The organism is Streptomyces sp. NPDC088350, assembly GCF_044753545.1.
Classification (GTDB): Bacteria; Actinomycetota; Actinomycetes; order Streptomycetales; family Streptomycetaceae; genus Streptomyces.
On sequence record NZ_JBIVNL010000008.1, the window covers coordinates 359084 to 375367 of the forward strand.

The window sequence follows — 16284 nt, forward strand, 5'->3', positions numbered from 1 at the left end:
GGGCTGCTACTCCACGGCGACGACGACTTCCACCGGCGCGCACCCCGGTGCCGAGGCGACGAGGTGGATCTTGCCGGGGCCGGTCGGGCGGAGGACGGCGAGGGCGCGGCCTTCGTAGGTACGGCGTTCGGTGGTGTCGAAGCGTTCCTCGGTGGACGGGTCGGCGCTGCCGAAGCCCGACAGGGCGCCCGCGCCGGAGACTTCGACGGCGACCGGGCGGTCGGCCGCGGTGTGCGGGGTGCCGTCCGGGTCCGTCAGGGTGAGGGTGACGTACGCGAGGTCGCCGCCGTTCGCCGTGATGCTCGGGCGGTCGGATTCGGCGTTGAGCCGTATCGGGCCGGTCGCCGTGTGGAGGGTGTGGCGGCCGGTTTCGGCGCCGTCGCGGTAGGCGACGGCGAGGAGTTCGCCGGGTTCGTACGTCGTGTCGAACTCGGTGCGGAAGCGGTGGTCCTCTCCCACCGGGCGACGGCCCAACGAGCGCCCGTTGAGGAGGAGTTCGACCTCGTCGGCGTCGCCGTAGACCTCGATCGCGACCGGTTGGTCCCCGTGGCCGGGCCAGGTCCAGGTGGAGATCGAGTCGCTCCAGGACCAGGGTGTTCCGGCCCAGGTCTTGCCGTGGTGCTCGGGGCGGCGGACCGCGATGTAGGGCTCGGTGCGCAGGCCGAAGACGATCTCGCGGTAGTAGGAGGCGGGGCGGCGGTGGCCGGTGATGTCGAGGTCGCCGCAGCCCGCGAGGAGGTAGGGGTAGGGCGCGGTGTGCTCGGGGCGCGGGCCCTCGGGGGTGAGGTACTGCGGGCGGCCGATGCCGACCTCGCCGAGGTAGTCCCAGCCGGTCCAGGTGAAGTCGCCGATGACGTGGCCGAGTTGCTTGATCAGGCGCCAGTTGCCGTCGATGCGGGTGGGGAAGGTCTCGGTGCCGAGGATGACGCGGTGGGGGAAGAGGTCCTTGTCCAGGGCGTAGCGTGCTTCGGCGTAGTTCATGCCGGCGACGTCGAGCACGGCGAAGGACTCGGCGGTCTTCTCGGTCACGAGGCTGGACGCGCTGAGCGCGTTCATCATGTCGCCCACGTCGGCCATGAGGGTGTTGATGCCCTTCTCCTCGCCCTCACCGGCCGCCCGCTCCGCCGATTCCTGTGACTGCCCCACCAACTTGCCCAGTTCGGACATGGCGGCGAGCATGCCGTTGACCGCGTTGGTGACGTAGCGCGTGCGGTCCAACGAGCGGACCTTCTCGGCGAGTCTGCGACCCCACGCGGCACCGGAGGGCGTACCGGTCTCCGGGATCTCGTTGCCGATCGAGTACATGATGACGCTGGGGTGGTTGAAGTCCTTGGCGACCATCGCCTCGATGTCGCGCTCCCACCACTCGGGGAAGTTCAGGCTGTAGTCGAACTCGCTCTTGCCGGACGTCCACACGTCGAAGGCCTCGTCCACGACGAGCATGCCGAGCCGGTCGCACGCGTCCAACATCGCCTTGCTCATGGGGTGATGGGACATGCGGAGCGCGTTGAACCCGGCGTCCTTGAGGAGCTGGACCCGGCGTTCCTCGGCGCGGGCGAAGGTGGCGGCGCCCAGAACCCCGTTGTCGTGGTGGACACATGCGCCGCGCAGCTTGACCGTCTCGTCGTTGATCCGCAGCCCGTGCTCGGGGTCGAGACGCAGTGACCGGATGCCGAACGGGACGGTCTCGGTGTCCAGGTCCTTCAGGGTCACGGTGGCGGCATACAGGGCGGGCGAAGCGGTACTCCACAGCAACGGGGCCCGTACGTAGAGGCGTTGGCGTACGGTCGCGGGCTCTCCCGGCAACACTGTGACCTTGGAGGAGTCGCTCGCGACGACGGTCCCTTCGCCGTCGCGGATCTCGGTGACGACATCGACCGTCCGGATCGCGATCGAGTCGTTCTCGACCCTCGTCGCGACCTCGACCACTGCCCGCTCGCCGTCGATGTCCGGGGTGGTGACACGGACCCCGTCGGGCGCGATCCGGACCACTTCGCCGACCAGCATCCAGGTGTCGCGGTAGATACCGGCGCCGGTGTACCAGCGCGAGTCACGATGCGTCCGGGCCTCGACGCGGATCTCGTTGTCCTCGCCGTAGCGCAGGAAACGGTCGGCGTCGATGTGGAAGTGCGAGTAGCCGGCGGGGCGTTGGCCCGCGTAGTCCCCGTTGACGAAGACGACGGCGTCGCGGTAGACACCCTCGAACTCGAAGAGGATGCGCTTGCCACGGTGCTCCTCGGGGACGGCGAACGTCTTGCGGTACTCGTAGGTCCCGCCCGGGAAGTACGCCTCGGCGCCACCCTGCATCGTGAGTTCGCCGTCGGGAGCCGTACGCTCCCGCTCGATCATCGCGTCGTGCGGCAGTGTCACCGGCCTGAACGCCACCTTCGTACCGGACATTTCGGCGAAGGGATTGACCTTGGGGCGGGTCTGCCAGCCGTCGTTGAAGGACGTGCGGATCATGTGGGCTCCGTGAGTTGTGGGGTGGTCACCTGTACGGGCGGCCGGCGGCTCATGCGTCGTCGGGTACCGTCGCCGTCGATCCGGTCACCCGTGCGGCCGGCCAGGCACGGCCGCGCTCCAGCGGCGCCCGTGCGACGCGTGTGTCGGGGGGCCCAGGTCTCGAAGCCGTGGGGAGCGCCGGGGACGAGGTCGAACACACAGTCCACGCCCGCCTCGCGCAGCAGGCCGGCGCAGGCGCGGCACTCGTCGGCGAGCAGGTCGATGTCGCCGACGCCGATCCAGGCCGGTGGCAGCCCGCTCAGGTCGGCGCGCCGGGACGCGACCGCGTGCTCGGGGGTGTGCGGGCCGCCGGGCGCGGTGCCGGGGCAGGCGGCCCAACCGGTCCGGTTCGCCGTGTTGTCCCACACCCGGTGCCGTACTCCGTCCAGTTCGTGGCGCGCGGCCGTGCGGTCGTCGAGCATGGGGAAGAACAGCCACTGCGCGGCAGGTCGCGTCCCCCCGTCGTCGTACAGCCGCTGCGCCAGGCAGGCGGCCAGGCCCGGGCCCGCGCTGGAACCGCCTACGGCGACGCGCGCCCGGTCGATCCCGAGGGATCCGGCCGACTCCCGCAGCCACCGCCACGCGGCACAGAGGTCGTCGAGCGCGGCCGGGAAGGGGTGTTCGGGGGCGAGGCGGTAGTTCGCCGAGACGACGACGATGCCGAGGTCGCGGGCTGTCGTGGCGCAGAAGGCGTTGTCCTGGACGACATCGCCGATGGCGCATCCGCCGCCGTGCACCCACAGCAGTGCCGCCCCCGAGCCGCCACCGGCGGGCGTGTACACGCGTATGCCCCGGCCCTCGTCGAGGACGCGGACGTCGACGCCCTCGACCGGCTCGCCCGGTCCGCGCCGGACGACCAGGGCGCGGACCACGCGCCGCGCCCGCTTCCGACGGACGGGCAGTCGCGGTATCCGCGCGACGGCGCGGCGCAGTTCCGGGTCGACCGCGTCGAGCTTCATGGGCGGCTCTCCTCGAATCCGGTCGGAAGCACGTGTGCCGCACGTGGTAAATCGTATTACCACCTGCCTGCGGTACCGTATCCAGCGCATCCCGCACCGCACAAGCCCCAGATCAGAACGCACGCAGAAGCCCGGCCGCCGGGCCCCCGTTCCGAGGAGCGAGACAGTGAGCAGGTCCCCGCGCGCGACAGCCAAGGACGTCGCCCGGGCCAGTGGTGTCTCCCAGACCACGGTGAGTTTCGTCCTGAACGGGGCGGCCGGGCACGTCTCCGAGGAGACACGGGAACGGGTGCGGCAGGCCGCCCGCACACTCGGCTACGTCCCCAACGGCTCGGCGCAGGCGCTGCGCAAGGGGGCGTCCCGTATCGTCCTGCTGAACGTCGAGGGAGTCCCCACCGGCAGCAGCCTCGGCAGCTACATCCGGGGCCTGGACGCCGAACTCGCCGCGCACCAGCACGTCTTGCTGGTGCTGCACGGCCATCTCTCCTCGCAGGCCCTGTCCGACGTGGCACAGGCCGTCTCCGCGCGGGCCGTGATCGACCTGGGCGACGTGGGCCGCGCGGACGGCCTCGTCTCCGACGCCGAGACGCCGCTCGACGTCTTCTCCGCCCAGGCCGACGTACCGGTCCGGTATCTGGTCGACCGGGGCCACCGGCACCTGGCCACCGTCATGCCGGACACCCCCGAACTCCAGACTCTGGCCGGTCTACGGGGGCGGCTCGTCCGGCAGGCCACGCACGCCGCTGGCCTGCCCGACTGCCCGACGCTCGTCCTGCCCGGCGGTCTCGACACCGCCGAGGAGCGGCTGCGGGCGTTCCGTACCGAACACCCGGACGTCACGGCCGTCCTCGCCTACAACGACGACCTCGCCCTCGTCACGCTGGCCGCGATGCGGCGCCTCGGGCTGCGGGCGCCCGAGGACCTCGCCGTCATCGGGTTCGACGACACCCCGCACGGAGCGCTGTTCTCACCCGCTCTCACCACCGTGCACATCGACGCGGAGGCCGTCGGGCGCGGTGCCGCACGCTGCGCGCTGGGTCTGCCGGCGGCCGACAGGGCCTCCGAACCGGCACGGGTGATCGTGCGGGAGTCCGCGTAGACGTCCTGAACGTCCTAGACGTCGTTGTCGAGGTGCTGGCGCAGCTTCGCGGTGATGGCGGGGATCTCACGGCGGAACGCCGCCTCGTCCAGACCGTCGTCCGCCACGACGGCGAGGAGTGCCCGCTCTCCGACGGCCGTCACGATCACATGGCCGGTGCTGCACCGCGCACTGATCTCGCGCAGGTGTCCGGTGCCGCCCTGATCGGCGAGCCGGTGCCCGAGAGCGATGGTCGCCGCCGCGACCGCGGCCATGGATTCGGGATGGGTCTTGTTCACGTCGCTGGCCACGACGAGTCCGTCGCTGGTGGCCAGGGTGGTCTCGGTGACTCCCATTACGTTGTCCCGCAGGGCGATGAGGAGGTCGGTCACGGGGTCGCTCATGGCGTCTTCTTCCTGTTGCGTGCAGGCGGAGGGACAACGAGGCAGGAGGGGAGCCCGGTCCGAACGAGGCCGGGGGCAGGCGGTGTTCAGTCGTGGGGCCGTTGTGCCGGCGCGGAGTGCCGGCCCGGGAGGCGCCGCGGGAGCGACGAGGAGTCGAGCGCGGAGGGCGCCGCCGCGGAGGGTGCGCTGCGCGGCGCCGTGCTCGGCCGCTGCTCCGTGGAGGGCGAGTGCGGTCGGACGAGACCGCGGTCCAGCAGGAGTCGTAGGTCGATCATGACGGAGAAGAGACCTCGGCCGAGAGTGAAGGCGATGTCCCTCGCCGTCCTGCGCCCGTCCGTGGTGGTCAGGACGGCCTGGTGGCGGGCGGGAAGCCTGCCGACGAGTCCGGGGATGCGCGCGGTGGACGCCGGCCGAAGGCGGGTGCGGGCGAGCGCGGCGACTGAACCGGACTCCCCGGCCAGCAGGTTGACACGCCGGGACACCTCGCCGAGGAGTCGCTCGGGGGTGACGCCGGTGTTGCGGTACAACGTCGGTACGGGGTCGGTCACTTCCCAGCTGTCGGGTACGGCGAGGGAGAGCGCGAAGGCGGCGTCGAAGAGCGCGCTCAGGCTGATGACCTCGAGTTCGCCGGCGCCGACCAGCCCGCGGTGCACGAGCTCGGCCGCGAGGTGTTCGTGGGTGGTGTCGGCGGCGCGGACCGCGGCCCACGCCTCCTCGGCGATCCGGCCCGACCTCAGCAGCAGGCCCTCGACACCGGGTGCGCCAGGGGTCTCCATGGCGACCACCAGGCCGTCGCGCACATGGATCGAGCCACCCGGGGTGCCGGTGACGATCACGGTGCAGGAACGCTGTTGGGTCTGGAGGGCCGCCAACAGGGAGGGAACGTTGCGGGAGTCGGGGAGCGGCTCCTTGGTGCCTTCCGTCATGCCAGCAACTCGTCGGCGTGCCGGTTCAGTTCGCGCAGCGCCCAGGTGAGGTTGGTGAGTTCGCGGTCGACGGTCGCGCACAGCAGCAAGGGGTCGCCCTGCCGCGCGAGTTGGATCGTCACCAGATGCTGGGTGGAGGTCGTCACGATGACGTTCTCCAACTCCCCCGACGCACCCGCCCGAGTGAGGCGGATGCGGGCGATCTCCGCTATTTCGCAGGAGTCCTGACTGGCACTCACATCACCCAGCTCCGCATAGGAAAGGCCCGTGACGGCATCCACCAGTGCGGCTCCGCTGATGCCGGGCGTAGTCAGGGCGCGGCCAAGTGCGGCGTCGAGCGATGACAAAGGTCCCCCCTTCAGTCACTCTGGGGAGCAGACTACTTTGTTTGCCAACTATCGCAACTCTGACCAAAGATGGTGTTGTCTGATACCCGCACGGTTCGCATTGAGACCGTATTCGTGGCGAGATCCCGTGTCTTGCCGGGTCGTGAGGGGAAACGAGGCACCACGTGAACATTGAGGCGACACTCAAGGAAGCGATGACTATCGACGGGGCCCTGGGGGTGTCCCTGGTCGACTACGAGAGCGGCATGACGCTGGGGGCGTTGGGCGGTGGGCCGCATCTGGACCTGGAGGTCGCGGGGGCGGGCAACACCGAGGTCGTGCGGGCGAAGCAGCGCACGCTGAAGTCCATCAACGTGGACGACCAGATCGAGGACATCCTGATCACCCTCGGCCGGCAGTACCACCTGATCAGGCCGCTGGCCAGCGCGCGCGGCTCGCTCTTCCTGTACCTGGCGCTGGACCGGGAGCGCAGCAATCTGGCACTGGCGCGGCATAACCTCAAGCGCCTTGAGGCCGCTCTGGAGGTATAAGCGTCCAGTGGCATATGACAATTGAGTAGTCGCGACGCCGGTTCGGTCTCGGTGCGGAAATGCGCGCCGGGACCGGCCGGGACTTGGGTATGCCCTATTCCGGGACATCGCGCCGCGATTGAAGCGGCATTAATGTCTGGTCCACCAATGTCCAGTCCTCTTATCGCGGTCCGGCTCAACCAAGCCGTTTCGTACGCTCCGTTGAGCGGACCGGCAGGAGCACCGCCGACGGGTGTCCGGGGTCGTGGAACACCTCCTGGTCCGCCGCGCGGAGCGTCGTGGCGGTCGCCCTGGGTTCGCCGGTGCCCGGATTGCGGTCGTAGCGCGGGAACGCCCCGCTGGACACCTGGACCCGGATGCGGTGACCGCGCCGGAAGCGGTACGCCGTCGGCCACAGCCTTACCCTCGCGCAGGAGACCCGGTCGGCGTCGGTCAGACCGACCAGACCGTCGCACACGTTCGTCGAGCGGCCCCCGGTGTCCAAGCGACTGTCACGCCCCTGGAGGTGTGCGACCGGGGGCCGTCCGTGAGTCGCGCCTGTCGTTCGCCCGTCCGCAGGGCCTGGTGGTCGCGGAGTTGACCGGGCAGGACGACGTCGTACCAGCCGGCGACCGGGCTCACCGGTACGGCGACGTCGGCCACCCGGCGACTGTGGTCGAGCGCCGTCCAACGCGGCGTACCGGCGTCGTGGGCGAGGACGTCCTGGACGTAGTCGGACCGGTGGCCCAGCGCGGCGACGTCGGCCTCGGCGCGTGGCAGCGTTGATATCGCGCGGCGCACCCGCCTCGCGCCCAGGAGTTGGCGCGGTATCGCCCACCGGCGTTCCTGGCCGTCGACCATGACGCCCCAGCCGAACGGTGTCTCCAGGGAGAACCCGTCCGTGCGGAGGAACTCCAGCGTGAGCGCCGATTCCGACACCGCCGGGACCATCGCCCTTACCTGTGGCGGCAGTCGACCGGCGACGGCCCAGTGGACGAAGCCGAGGTAGCTCATGCCGTACAGCACCATCGGCTCGCCGAACCAGGGCTGCTGGATCACCTACTCAAGGGTGTCGAGCCCGTTCTCGCGCTCCTGCCGCAGGGGGTCGAAGGTGCCGCCCGAACCGAAGGTCCCGCGCGTGCTCTGGATCAGCGCCTGGAAGCCACGCTCGGCCAACGGCCGGACCATCGGCCCCGCGATGGCGCCTGCCCTGCCGTAGGGGGCGCGGAGAAGCACGGTCGGCAGCCCGTCGCCGCCGGACTTCGGGGCCCAGCGGTCGGCCGGCGGGACGGCGCCGTCGCGCATCGGCACCCGTAGGTCGTGCGCGACGGCCAGATCACGGGTGAGGGGTGGCGGGGCGCAGGAGACGCTGCGTGAGGTGGCTGCCCAGGTTCGTCGGTGTGGCCTCCGTCAACTCCGGTGCCGGAGGCCGATGTCGCGGCGGGCGGGGCGACGGCGGCTCAGATCAGTCCGGCCCGTATGGCGTACGAGACGGCATGGGCGCGGTTGCGGGTGCGCAGGCGCTTCATCGCGCCGTAGAGGATGTACCGCACCGTGCGCTCGGAATAGGAGAGTTCCGTCGCGATCTCGTCGCACTGCTTTCCCTCGGCGATCAGGCGCAGCACGGCCGCCTCGCGCGGGGTCAGCGCGGCGCGGTCGCGGGAGGCCACGAGGGCCTGTTCCCTCTGTACCGAGTCGAGTGTCCGAGCTGGGGGAGGGGGCGGGGCGGAGGGTTCGCTCCGGTCCTCGCCGGCCACGGCGCGCACCGTGCGGACGAAGAGGTCGGGGCTGCAGAAGTCCCACCGTACGACGGCGCGGACGCCCGGGTGGCGCTCGGCCGGGGCGTCGGCCTGCCACTGCTTGCCCACGACCAGCAGGAAGCGCGCGTCCGGCTCGTCGGACAGGCTGGGGAGGAGGTCCAGGACGGAGGCGTCCGTCGCGTCCACGGCGACCACGATCGCGTGGGCCTCCCGGATCCTGTCGCGCGGCACTTCGCGCAGCCGCGGCTCCATGGCGACGAAGCCGGCCAGTCCGGCGCGGATCGGGGGAGCGGGCGCGTGAATCGCCACGCGCAGGGTCTCGCCGGGTACTCGCTGAGGCATGCGCCCCCCACCTCGCACCTGAGGTCGTCCAAGAGGTTCGGAAGGACGATGCTGCCAGCGGCGAAGACCGCGCATCCGTGTCACGGGTCCCTCGCCCGATAGCCGAGGGAAATCTGGCGCGAGCGGTCGAGCGGCTCCGATCCCGGTACGGACGTCACGACGGCCTCGGGCGGGAGATCCCGCCAACTCCTGTACGGATCGGCAAGGTTGGCGGGTTCGCCTGTCACCGGACACGGCGGGCGCGCGACGATGCCGGGGGAAGCGCGTTCTCACGCCCTTCGGATGCCGGCCCGCCGCGTCGTCGGCGTTCCACGTCCACGGCCCGCGTCTTCACGGGCCGGTGTCCGTCTCTGACAACTTCTAGCAACAAAGGTGGCCGCATGATCGCGTCCATTGCCCTGTGCTGGGTGCTCGGCCTGCTCCTGTTCGGGGTCGCGCTGGTCCGGCGCAGGCGTAACTCCTCCTCAGGGCAGGGCCGTTCGGTGCTGTCGGGCGCCGACCGCAAGGCGCTCGAATCGGTCGCGCTGGGTTTGCGGGCCGTGGCCGCGGGGCGTCCGCACGGCGGGCGCCCGCTGCCGGAGGTGTACACCGTCGTCCACTCGGGGAAGCGGCTGACGTTGCGGCTCGCCGAGGCGGACCTGGAAGCACCGGCGCCCTGGACCGCGGACGTCTCCGGGAAGGAGTGGTCGGTGGACACGGCGAGTCTGCGGCGAACCCGCAACGGGGGCGGCGGGCCCACGCATCCGTACTCCCTGACCGTCACCCTCGGACTGCACAGAGGTGAAAGGACACTGGTCGACCTCTCGCGGCTGAGCGGGCCGATCGCCCTGACGGGAGACGACAACGATGTCCTGCTCCTGGCGCAGGCCCTGATCTTCGAGCTGATCTCCGGTCCGGTCGGTACCCTCGCCACCGTCGTCCTGGTGGGCTCGGCGGCCACTCCCTCGGTGACCGACGGGCTGGGCGCGCGATCGACGCGCCTGCACACCGCGGCCACCCGGGGCGAGGCACTGGCCGTAGGAGAGAACACGTCGCCCGGAGGCGGCCGGGGTCAATCGGCCCTGCAGACCCTGCACAGGGGCAGGGACCGCGAGGGCGCGAACGCCCGGACCCATGCCCGGCGGCTCTTCGTGGTGACCGCGGCCCAGTACCGCAACGAGCGATGGGGCGACACCCCGCTGCGCGGGACGGACGCGCTTCTGGTGCTCGGCTACATCCCCGCTCTGGAGTGGAACTTCCAGGTGAGGCCCGACGGCTCCCTGAAGACCGGCCGACTCGGTGTACTCATCGACACCCACACGGCCCGACTCGGTTGACCGTTCGGTCACGGCCGGCCCGGCACGGGACCCCCACCCGTGCGGGGCGCTCCGTCCGGTACCAGGAGGCGGCGGGCGAGGCTGCCGTCCAGCCAGGCCGCGGCCAGTTCCACCCGGGAACGGCACCCGGTGCGCTGGAAGAGCCGGGTGAGCCGCCGCTCCACGGTCTTCTCGCTCCACGCGAGCCGCGCCGCGATCTGCCGGTTGGTCGCCCCGTCGCTGACCATCGTGGTCAGCCTGACGTCCTCCTCACCGAACTCCTCCTTGGCCGGACGTGTCCTCGGCAGTCCGAAGGTCCGCCGCCGGGTCATATGACCGAGCGTGTGACGGGTGGCCCGCCCGATCCCCAGCAACTGCGCGATCCGCGAGGCCTCCGCCAACCACTGCTCGGACTCGTCACCGATCTCCATCAGGGCCAGGCAGCAGAGCAGTCCCAGGTAGGCGTCGCCCCGTCGTCGCACCGACCGCAGGGCGGCCAGCGCGCTGTCCGCGTCGCCGTGCACCAGACCGCGGCCGAGGAGCATCGCCTCGTGTGTCGTGGGAGAGCCCACCACCTCGTGCAGCGCCTCCAGTTCGGCCAGGGCCTCCGGCATGGCCTGGGGCATGTCCGCCACCAGCGCGAAGGAGACATACCGCAGAAGCACCTTCTCGGTTCCCGCGTACAGACCCTTCCCGTGAGCCCGACCTACGTCCGTGAGGGCCCCCTCGAACGCCTCCTCCACCTGGCCGGACCAGTACCGCAGGCCCAGCCTGGCCCAGGCGACCAGCGGATGCGGCACGGTGTCCGGAACGAGGTCCAGCCAAGCCCACGCGCGCCCCAACTCGCCCCGTACGCAAAGGATTTCGGCCGCGAGTGCCCTGGCCGGCTGCGCGGCGCCCGCCGTCGTACCCCGGGTCCGGCTGCGTGCCTCGATCCGGCGGGCGGACACCAGGGCCTGGTCCCAGTCGCCTTCGAGATAGTCGCGGACCATGGCGTGGTACCACGCGGCGGTGCTGTGCCCCGCCCCTGTGCAGCGGTCACCGAGTACGGCGGTCAGGGCACCGGCCAGGTCCGCGTGGACGGCCGCGGTCCGCAGACCGTCCAGATCCGGTGCGCCGTTCGCGCCGGATGGCCGGGTGTCCAGGGCGGCCGACAGGTCGGCGCGGCTGCCCGCGGCGGCGGCCAGCAGCCGCAGCTCCGGCGCGGACGGCAGCGGCCCGGATCCCGTCCGGTGTCCGTCGGTCGACGGCCGGTGCGTCCCGCCGCCCGCGCCGGCCGGCACGGGCACGAGCCCGAACGGACAGGCCAGCTCGGCGAGTTGAGCAACGGCGCCCACCCGGTCCCGGATGTCGCCTATCTGGGTGTACGGCAACCAGTGCTCGTGCAGCGCCGCCAGAGCCCACACCCCGGCGACGAAGTCCGGACGGCCCCGGTCCTGCTCGGCGGGCGACGCGGCCAGGTGGGCGAGCAGCGGTTCGCCCAGCGCCAGCGCACCGGCGTGGTCCGCGTGACGCAGACTCAACTCGGCGGACTCGCGCAGGACGTCGGGCGTGCGGGGGTCGCACGGTGTCAGGCGGCGCAGCGCCGACGCGTAGGCGCGGACCGAGCGGGGCCAGTCCGACCTGGCGTCCGCACGGGCCGCCGCGAGCAGTACGTCCACCGCGAGGGCGTCGTCCAACTCGGCCCCGGCGGCGGTCACATGGTCGGCCAGCCGGGGGTAGCAGCTGCCCGCGGTCTCCGCGCCCAGCCGATCGGTCAACGACCTGGTGATCAGGGCGTGCAGCGACGACACGTCAAAGGGGGTCGGCAGTGTGCGCAGCGCCGCCGCGAGGGCCGGCACGGCGAACGCCATCCGGCCGTCCCCGTCCACGGTCAGAATCCCGTCCTCGACCAGCGGGGTGAGCGACCGGTCGACGAGACCGGCCCGCCGGGGGCCGCCCGGCTTCAGCCGGAGCAGATCGTCCAGCCGTACTTCGGCGTGTGCGACGACGCGGGCCACCGCCGCCGTCGCCTCCAGGCTGACGCCGTACGGCGGCGAACCCGGCCGGCGGAATCGGCTCAGGTCCGTCATGCCGTCGGTGAACCGCAGGGCTCGTTCCGGTTCGGTCAGGCAGATGTGGCCGTCGAGTTCCAGGAAGTCACCGTGCTCCTCCATCGCGTCGAGCACCGACAGCACGGCCTCGGGGGTGCCCGCCAGCGGACCCAGGGCACGCAGCACCGCCGTCACGAGGGCCGGTTCGACCGGGCGGCCGAGCCGTCGTACGACGAGGGTCTCGATGTCGGAGGGCCGCAGCGGCGGCAGTTCGAGCAGCCGGTCGGCCGCCGCCGTCAGGGGCGAGGCTCCGTCGTCCCCCGGGGGGATCGGCCGGCCCGCCAGCACCATCGGCACCCCGGCCGGGCGGAAGACGCGCAGCAGCAGGCCGAGGGCGGAAGCTGTGGGCTGGGGCATCTGTTCCACGTCGTCGACCACCACCGCGAAGGGGATGTGGGCCGCCGCGTCCGTGAGGATCTCGCTCAGCACCGACAGCAACGCCAACTCGCCGTCCTGGCCGGTCGTTTGGAGCCGGATCCGGCGGACCGCGCCGACGCGGACCGGGCTGCGACGGTCGTGGAACTTGGCGAGCACCGAGTGGACGCCGTCGGCCAGGGCCCCGGCACCGGGTGGGCTCGCACCGTCGGGACAGCGCAGCCGTAGGACGTGGGCGCCTTCCTCGGTGGCCGCTCGCCGGGCCTGTTCCACCAGAGCGGTCTTGCCCGTTCCCGGGCCTCCGAGGATCAGGAGGGTGCGGGCCGAAGCGCCGGTGGACAGCAGGGTCTCCGTCACCTCCCGGATCTCGCCGTCCCTGCCGATGACAGGTCCCCACTCCCGCACGTTCACCTCTTCCGGGTTCGGGGTGTGATCATAATGTGGCCGCGGGACCAGAACCGAACACATGGCCGACCGGAGATGCCGGGAACACCCGGGCCCGTCACCGCCCGCCCGGCACATGTCGTCGAAGAGAGCGCGGTGGACTGTGACTGTTCCCTCTGAGAACCCCTGGTCAGCCCGCGGCGGGACGGCCGCAGGGGTGGGGCCAGCGAGCGACTGCCTCGTCGGCCGCGAACGGGAGTTGGAAGAGGTCCACGGCTGGCTGAAGGACGCGGGCGGGCCACGTCTGGTGCTGGTCCGGGGCGAACTGGGCGTAGGGCGCACGGTGTTCGTGCACACGGTCGCCGAACGGCTGCGTGCCGAGGGGGCTTTCGTGCGCGCCGTGGTGTGCGTGCCGGGCGACGGCGCACGGCCCTTCCTGCTGGCGCTGCGGCTCGTCATGGCGTTGGAGGAGCGCCGGTCCACCGAGGCGCTGCGGGCGGCCGGGCGACGGGACGGGGCGGCGACGGGACGACTGCTGCGCGTCGCGCTGGCACGGTCCGCGTCCGTGGTCGTGGTGGTGGACGATCTCCGGCACGCGGACGCCGACTCGCTGGCCCTGCTCGGCGGGACCGACTTCGCGGGGGTGCCGTCCGGTGTCCGGTTGTTGGCCTCGGCCGCGGGGCGCGGCGCTGGTGGAGAGGGAGGGAACATGTCCGGCTCCCGGAAGGAGCCGGATGACCGGACCGTGGGACAACTGGCGGGCGTTCAGGGGGCCCGCACGGTCGTGCTGTCCGGTCTCGCCCCGGACGAGATCACTGCCGTGGTCGCGCGGCGGTTGGGGGCGGTCCCCGACACCGGGCTGGCCCGGCGGGTGCGGGACCTCACGCGCGGGCTGCCCGGCGCGGTCGACGTTCTGCTCACCGAGTGGGCACGGCAAGGGGCGATCAGGGTGGCGGACGGGCACGCCTTCGTCGGGGTGCGGACGCCGACGCCTGTGCTGCGCGACAGTGACCGGTTCATGCGGGCGCTGGACGCGTTGGGCGAGCCGTGTCGCACGGTGGCCGGGGCGCTGAGCGTCCTGTGGCCTCTCGGCGGCCGGGTCGTGGAGTTGATCGTGGTGTCGGCCGGGCTGTCCGCCGACGCCGTCCGCGACGCCGTCCGGGATCTGAATGACGCCGGGATCGTCGAAGAACTCCCCGGGCCCGAGGGCACTGCCGCACAAGGCTGGACGTTCGGCGTTCCGCTCGCCGCACATACCGTACGGGAGCGGCTCGGGCCGCTGGAACGCAGTCGGCTGTCCGCCCTGGCCGTGGAGACACTGTGGGCGGATGCGGATGCGGATGCGGATGCGGATGCGGCGGGGGCCACCTCCGGGGTGAAGCCGCCGACGGTCGGGCTCGACGAGGTCGACGCGGTGGCCTACCTGGCGGACCGGATCGCGGAAGCGGGGCTCCTCGTCGACCGGGACCGCGCGGTCGCCGAGTTGACGGCCGCCGGGGAGCGTCTGCGTCCCGATTCCGAGGGCAGGGGAATGCTGCGGTGGTGCCGGGCGGCCGGCCACCTCGTCGAGCGTCCCGCCGACCGGGTCCCGGCCCTGCACCGGTACGCCGTCGCCGCCTACTTCGCGGGGGACTTCCGCACCGCGCGGACCATCGCCGAGTCGATCCTGCGCGACCGCCCGGACATCCTCGGCCGACTCGAACTGCAGGAGACCGCCACGCTGTTCACGGCGGCGACGGCCGACGACCTGGACTGGCGGGCACTGTCCCGGCTGGCCACGGAGCAGTGGTGGGACGAACTGCCGCTGCCCGTCCTAGCCGGCACGACCGGCCGGGCCCTGGCCCTGTGCCTCCTGGCGAGATGGCGCGAAGCGCTGGACCTCCTGGCCCGGACGGAACCCGTCTGGAGCACCGATGTCCGTGCCCGCGCCAACATCGCCTGCTTCCGCGACGCGGCGGAACTGGCGCTGGGCCGGCCCGAACGGTTCACACGCTCCCTGGCCCTCCCGGAAGCGCCGCACATCGGTCCCGACCACGCGTACGCGCTGACCGTCGCCAAGTCCGACGAGCTCCTCAACGGCGGGGACCTGCACGCCGCGGAAGCCCTCCTCGCCGCGCAGGGCATCACGCGCGAACTACTGCCCCGCTCCAGCCTGTTCCTCCTGCACCATCTCCGGGGCGAGTGGGACCAGGCGCTGGAGCCCTCCCGCTGGATGCTGGCGAACAACCAGTTCCACACGCCGGCGCTGGACAAGTACGTGATCCCCGCGCGGACCGCCGCGATCCTGCTCGCCCGGGGCCGCGTCACGAGCGCCCGCCGCGTGGTCGACAGCGTGCGTGTCACGGGGGAGGGCCCACCGGAGTACTCACTGGACGCCGCCGAGGCGGAGCTGCTGCGCACCCTCGGCGATCCGACCGGCGCCGAGAAGGCGCTGCGGCGCGGCCTGGACGCGGCGGACGCGCACGGGCAGCTCGCCGGCACCGACCAACTGTGGGCTCCCCTCGCGGAGTTGCTGGCGGAAACGGGACGCACGTCCGAGGCGGCGACCTGTCTGGAACACCTGGAACGTGTCTCCGACCGGATGGGCACGGGAAGGCCACGGCTGAGATTTCTCCTCGCATCGGCCCGGGTGCTAGGGCAGGGCAGTCCCGCCATCGCGGGGGAGCGGCTCCGGGAGGCCGTGGAACTGGCACGCGCGCGCAGCCAGCCCTACGAGACGGCGCTGACCCTCGTCGCCGCCGCCGACGCGGGCGCCGGCCCACCCGCACTGCTGCGCGAGGCCTACGAACTGTTCGGGCGGAGCGGCGCCGCCCTGGACCGCTTCCACACCCGGACCGCCATGCGCACGGCCGGGATCACCGTCCCCGGCCGCAAACAGGCCACCGTCGAGAGCGAGCGCCTGCTCGCCACGCTGATCGCCGAAGGACTGACCAACCGTCAGATCGCCACGGTGCTACGGCTCACGGAGGACGCGGTCGCCAACCGCCTCTCCCGCCTGTTCGCCCGTACCGGGCTGCGGTCCCGCACCGAAGTCGTCACCGCCGTACTCACCGGCGACCGCACGCGCCGGCTCGGCTCCGACACGTAGGTCCGGCGCGGCCTGCCTCCCCCTCACTCCGGCTGGATGATCGACACGGTCTTGTAGCGCAGGAACTCGTCGACTGGATGTTGGCGCCGAGCCCGTACGGCGTGCTGTTGGCCAGGGCTACCGCCTTGTCCTCGGTCGTGAACTCGAACACCAGCAGTACGGGGCCGAAGACCTCCGTATGTTCCACCCCTCGTTCCGTTTCCGTGTCGTGAGACCCATGAC

13 protein-coding genes and 1 pseudogene are annotated in these 16284 nt (G+C 71.9%); 4 read left to right on the forward strand and 10 right to left on the reverse strand.

Going from position 1 to position 16284, the window contains the following annotated elements; all coding sequences use genetic code 11:
- Positions 1-6: 6 nt before the first annotated feature.
- Together ACIQBL_RS29275 and ACIQBL_RS29280 are read right to left on the reverse strand one after the other, a co-directional pair.
- The gene (locus ACIQBL_RS29275) at positions 7-2463 is read right to left on the reverse strand and encodes a glycoside hydrolase family 2 TIM barrel-domain containing protein (RefSeq protein WP_401946354.1); all 2457 of its coding nucleotides are present in this window, start codon (positions 2461-2463) and stop codon (positions 7-9) included.
- Positions 2460-3461: an alpha/beta hydrolase gene (locus ACIQBL_RS29280; RefSeq protein ID WP_401946356.1), complete on the reverse strand. Its 1002-nt coding sequence runs from the start codon at positions 3459-3461 to the stop codon at positions 2460-2462. The genes ACIQBL_RS29275 and ACIQBL_RS29280 overlap by 4 nt, the downstream gene beginning before the upstream one ends.
- 166 nt (positions 3462-3627) lie before the next feature.
- Between ACIQBL_RS29280 and ACIQBL_RS29285 the strand changes: the two genes are divergently transcribed.
- Positions 3628-4560 (forward strand): LacI family DNA-binding transcriptional regulator, encoded by a 933-nt coding sequence (locus ACIQBL_RS29285; RefSeq protein ID WP_401946358.1) that lies wholly within the window; start codon positions 3628-3630, stop codon positions 4558-4560.
- A gap of 14 nt (positions 4561-4574) precedes the next feature.
- Here the strand turns inward: ACIQBL_RS29285 and ACIQBL_RS29290 are convergent, their stop codons facing one another.
- From ACIQBL_RS29290 to ACIQBL_RS29300, 3 genes are all read right to left on the reverse strand, one after another.
- The gene (locus tag ACIQBL_RS29290) at positions 4575-4943 is read right to left on the reverse strand and encodes a roadblock/LC7 domain-containing protein (RefSeq protein ID WP_401946360.1); all 369 of its coding nucleotides are present in this window, start codon (positions 4941-4943) and stop codon (positions 4575-4577) included.
- A gap of 86 nt (positions 4944-5029) precedes the next feature.
- Positions 5030-5869 carry a hypothetical protein gene (locus ACIQBL_RS29295; protein WP_401946362.1) on the reverse strand — a complete coding sequence of 280 codons (840 nt, stop codon included), beginning with the start codon at positions 5867-5869 and terminating at the stop codon, positions 5030-5032.
- Positions 5866-6216 carry a hypothetical protein gene (locus ACIQBL_RS29300; RefSeq protein WP_401946364.1) on the reverse strand — a complete coding sequence of 117 codons (351 nt, stop codon included), beginning with the start codon at positions 6214-6216 and terminating at the stop codon, positions 5866-5868. Before ACIQBL_RS29300 ends, ACIQBL_RS29295 begins: the two co-directional genes overlap by 4 nt.
- A 164-nt stretch (positions 6217-6380) precedes the next feature.
- Between ACIQBL_RS29300 and ACIQBL_RS29305 the strand changes: the two genes are divergently transcribed.
- On the forward strand, positions 6381-6746 hold the full coding sequence (locus ACIQBL_RS29305) for a hypothetical protein (RefSeq protein WP_401946366.1): 366 nt from the start codon (positions 6381-6383) through the stop codon (positions 6744-6746).
- A 175-nt stretch (positions 6747-6921) separates the two neighbouring features.
- Here ACIQBL_RS29305 and ACIQBL_RS29310 read toward each other — a convergent pair whose 3' ends face one another.
- From ACIQBL_RS29310 to ACIQBL_RS29320, 3 genes and pseudogenes are all read right to left on the reverse strand, one after another.
- The gene (locus ACIQBL_RS29310; RefSeq protein ID WP_401946368.1) at positions 6922-7203 is read right to left on the reverse strand and encodes a CocE/NonD family hydrolase C-terminal non-catalytic domain-containing protein; all 282 of its coding nucleotides are present in this window, start codon (positions 7201-7203) and stop codon (positions 6922-6924) included.
- Positions 7179-8030: pseudogene (locus ACIQBL_RS29315) on the reverse strand (CocE/NonD family hydrolase). The gene ACIQBL_RS29310 and the pseudogene ACIQBL_RS29315 overlap by 25 nt, the downstream one beginning before the upstream one ends.
- A gap of 155 nt (positions 8031-8185) precedes the next feature.
- Positions 8186-8827, reverse strand: a complete 642-nt coding sequence (locus ACIQBL_RS29320; protein WP_401946370.1) for a response regulator transcription factor — start codon at positions 8825-8827, stop codon at positions 8186-8188.
- A 380-nt stretch (positions 8828-9207) separates the two neighbouring features.
- On the opposite strand from ACIQBL_RS29320, the gene ACIQBL_RS29325 reads away from it, so the two are divergent.
- Complete coding sequence (locus ACIQBL_RS29325) at positions 9208-10143, forward strand: hypothetical protein (RefSeq protein WP_401946372.1); 936 nt, start codon at positions 9208-9210, stop codon at positions 10141-10143.
- 8 nt (positions 10144-10151) lie between these two features.
- On the opposite strand, the gene ACIQBL_RS29330 is transcribed toward ACIQBL_RS29325, so the two are convergent.
- On the reverse strand, positions 10152-12995 hold the full coding sequence (locus ACIQBL_RS29330) for an AAA family ATPase (RefSeq protein ID WP_401946375.1): 2844 nt from the start codon (positions 12993-12995) through the stop codon (positions 10152-10154).
- 196 nt (positions 12996-13191) lie between these two features.
- On the opposite strand from ACIQBL_RS29330, the gene ACIQBL_RS29335 reads away from it, so the two are divergent.
- Positions 13192-16062, forward strand: a complete 2871-nt coding sequence (locus tag ACIQBL_RS29335) for an AAA family ATPase (RefSeq protein ID WP_401946378.1) — start codon at positions 13192-13194, stop codon at positions 16060-16062.
- On the opposite strand, the gene ACIQBL_RS29340 is transcribed toward ACIQBL_RS29335, so the two are convergent.
- Positions 16022-16249, reverse strand: a complete 228-nt coding sequence (locus ACIQBL_RS29340) for an aldehyde dehydrogenase family protein (protein ID WP_401946381.1) — start codon at positions 16247-16249, stop codon at positions 16022-16024. The genes ACIQBL_RS29335 and ACIQBL_RS29340 overlap by 41 nt on opposite strands.
- Positions 16250-16284: the final 35 nt, after the last annotated feature.

Bases quoted from the DNA above. Each gene is read 5' to 3' on its own strand.
- ACIQBL_RS29275 (WP_401946354.1), bottom strand. From the start codon at position 2,463: ATGATCCGCACGTCCTTCAACGACGGCTGGCAGACCCGCCCCAAGGTC.
- ACIQBL_RS29280 (WP_401946356.1), bottom strand. From the start codon at position 3,461: ATGAAGCTCGACGCGGTCGACCCGGAACTGCGCCGCGCCGTCGCGCGG.
- ACIQBL_RS29290 (WP_401946360.1), bottom strand. From the start codon at position 4,943: ATGAGCGACCCCGTGACCGACCTCCTCATCGCCCTGCGGGACAACGTA.
- ACIQBL_RS29295 (WP_401946362.1), bottom strand. From the start codon at position 5,869: ATGACGGAAGGCACCAAGGAGCCGCTCCCCGACTCCCGCAACGTTCCC.
- ACIQBL_RS29320 (WP_401946370.1), bottom strand. From the start codon at position 8,827: ATGCCTCAGCGAGTACCCGGCGAGACCCTGCGCGTGGCGATTCACGCG.
- ACIQBL_RS29325 (WP_401946372.1), top strand. From the start codon at position 9,208: ATGATCGCGTCCATTGCCCTGTGCTGGGTGCTCGGCCTGCTCCTGTTC.